This is a genomic window from Flavobacterium sp. (assembly GCF_031381455.1).
Classification (GTDB): domain Bacteria; phylum Bacteroidota; class Bacteroidia; order Flavobacteriales; family Flavobacteriaceae; genus Flavobacterium.
Map to the genome: position 1 here is coordinate 1 of NZ_JANMXZ010000017.1, position 2,511 is coordinate 2,511.

4 protein-coding genes and 1 tRNA gene are annotated in these 2,511 nt (G+C 37.2%); all 5 read left to right on the forward strand.

Translation table 11 applies throughout. The features are described from left to right. Positions 1 to 1,144: elongation factor Tu (gene tuf, locus RMN97_RS05315; protein WP_309613488.1), on the forward strand; the 1,144-nt coding region annotated here is incomplete at its 5' end. A gap of 63 nt (positions 1,145 to 1,207) precedes the next feature. Continuing rightward, positions 1,208 to 1,278: transfer RNA gene (locus tag RMN97_RS05320), tRNA-Trp, on the forward strand. 16 nt (positions 1,279 to 1,294) lie between these two features. Beyond that, on the forward strand, positions 1,295 to 1,492 hold the full coding sequence (secE, locus tag RMN97_RS05325; protein ID WP_136150606.1) for a preprotein translocase subunit SecE: 198 nt from the start codon (positions 1,295 to 1,297) through the stop codon (positions 1,490 to 1,492). A gap of 10 nt (positions 1,493 to 1,502) precedes the next feature. Further along, positions 1,503 to 2,054, forward strand: a complete 552-nt coding sequence (gene nusG, locus RMN97_RS05330; RefSeq protein ID WP_293896036.1) for a transcription termination/antitermination protein NusG — start codon at positions 1,503 to 1,505, stop codon at positions 2,052 to 2,054. Between the two features lie 67 nt (positions 2,055 to 2,121). Then, positions 2,122 to 2,511: 50S ribosomal protein L11 (rplK, locus tag RMN97_RS05335; protein WP_309613489.1), on the forward strand; the 390-nt coding region annotated here is incomplete at its 3' end.

Here is a 2,511-nt window from a genome sequence, read left to right on the forward strand (position 1 = left end):
CGGAACAATTGGGCACGTGGATCACGGAAAAACTACATTAACTGCAGCAATTACTAAAGTGTTGTCTGATGCAGGATATTGTCAAGCAAAATCATTTGATCAAATTGATAATGCTCCAGAAGAAAAAGAAAGAGGTATTACTATCAACACTTCACACGTTGAGTACGAAACTGCTAACCGTCACTACGCACACGTTGACTGTCCAGGTCACGCGGATTACGTAAAGAACATGGTTACTGGTGCTGCTCAAATGGACGGTGCTATCCTTGTTGTAGCTGCAACTGATGGACCAATGCCACAAACACGTGAGCACATCCTTTTAGGTCGCCAAGTTGGTATTCCTAGAATGGTAGTATTCATGAACAAAGTGGACATGGTTGATGATGCTGAGCTATTAGAATTAGTTGAAATGGAAATCAGAGATTTATTATCTTTCTACGAATATGATGGAGATAACAGTCCGGTTATTCAAGGTTCTGCTTTAGGTGGATTGAATAATGATCCAGCTTGGGTACCAAAAATCATTGAATTAATGGCTGCTGTTGATGCATGGATTGAAGAACCAGTTCGTGATATCTCAAAACCATTCTTGATGCCAGTTGAAGATTCATTTACAATTACTGGTCGTGGAACTGTTGCTACAGGTCGTATCGAAACAGGTATTGCTAACACAGGAGATCCAGTTGAAATTATTGGTATGGGAGCTGAAAAATTAACTTCTACTATTACAGGAGTTGAGATGTTCCGTAAAATCCTTGATAGAGGTGAAGCTGGAGATAACGTAGGTTTATTGTTAAGAGGTATTGATAAAGCTGATATCAAAAGAGGTATGGTTATTATTAAGCCAGGTTCAGTAAAACCACACGCAACTTTCAAAGCTGAGGTTTATATCTTGAAAAAAGAAGAAGGTGGTCGTCACACACCATTCCATAATAATTACCGTCCACAGTTCTATGTTCGTACAACTGACGTAACAGGAGTTATTACTTTACCAACAGGAGTTGAAATGGTTATGCCAGGAGACAACTTAACTATCAATGTTGCTTTATTAAGCCCAATCGCTATGAACGTAGGTTTACGTTTCGCTATCCGTGAAGGTGGTAGAACAGTTGGTGCTGGTCAGGTAACTGAAATAGTATCTTAATTATTAAATAAATAAAAATTCAGTGTCGTTTTTTCTTAAACGACACTGTTTTAGTAATAATCAACGGGCGTAGTTCAAGGGTAGAATAGCGGTCTCCAAAACCGTTGATGGGGGTTCGAATCCCTCCGCCCGTGCAAAAATAAAAATACAATGACAAAAGTTGTTAATTATATATCAGAAGCATTTGACGAATTAAAATCAAATGTTACTTGGCCAGAATGGGCTGAAGTACAACGTCTCACTATTATCGTGGCCGTTTTTTCAGTAGTTTTTGCTTTAGCAACATGGGGTGTTGATGAAATGTGCGCAAAAGCAATTGCTGGGATTTTTAATTTGATAAAATCATAATTTCTCTGAAATGGCAGATAATAATGTGAAAAAATGGTATGTGGTTCGAGCGGTAAGTGGACAAGAAAATAAAGTCAAAGCTTATATCGAAACAGAAATCAATAGATTGGGAATGTCGGATTATGTATCTCAAGTTCTTGTGCCTACCGAAAAAGTAGTTCAAGTAAGAGATGGTAAAAAAATAGCAAAGGATAAAGTTTATTTTCCTGGTTATGTAATGATCGAAGCTAATCTTATTGGTGAAATACCTCATATCATCAAATCGATTACCAGTGTAATTGGTTTTTTAGGTGAAGTAAAAGGTGGAGAGCCCGTTCCATTAAGAATGTCTGAAGTGAATAGAATGTTAGGTAAAGTTGATGAATTAGCTGTTAACACGGATACTCAGGCAATACCTTTCAAAATTGATGAAACAATTAAGGTTATTGATGGCCCTTTCAATGGATTCAACGGAACTATTGAAAAAATCAATGAAGAAAAGCGTAAGCTAGAAGTAATGGTGAAAATTTTCGGAAGAAAAACACCATTAGAATTAAGCTTTATGCAAGTTGAAAAAGTATAATTTTTGTTACATCTATAATAACCACTGTAATTGCTTCCTATGATTACGGTGTTAAATTTTTTAAAAAATGGCTAAAGAAATTAGTAAGGTAGTTAAACTACAAGTTAAGGGAGGTGCTGCGAATCCGTCGCCACCGGTTGGACCTGCTTTAGGAGCTGCTGGGGTAAACATCATGGAATTCTGTAAGCAGTTTAATGCTAGAACTCAGGATAAACCCGGCAAAATATGCCCAGTACAAATTACTGTGTATAAAGACAAATCATTTGATTTTGTTGTAAAAACTCCTCCAGCGGCAGTCCAGTTATTGGAAGCTGCGAAGCTAAAGTCAGGATCTGGTGAACCAAATCGTAAAAAAGTAGCAAGCGTTACTTGGGATGTTATCAAAGCAATTGCTGAAGATAAAATGGTAGATTTAAATGCATTCACAATCGAATCTGCTATGAGCATGATTGCTGGA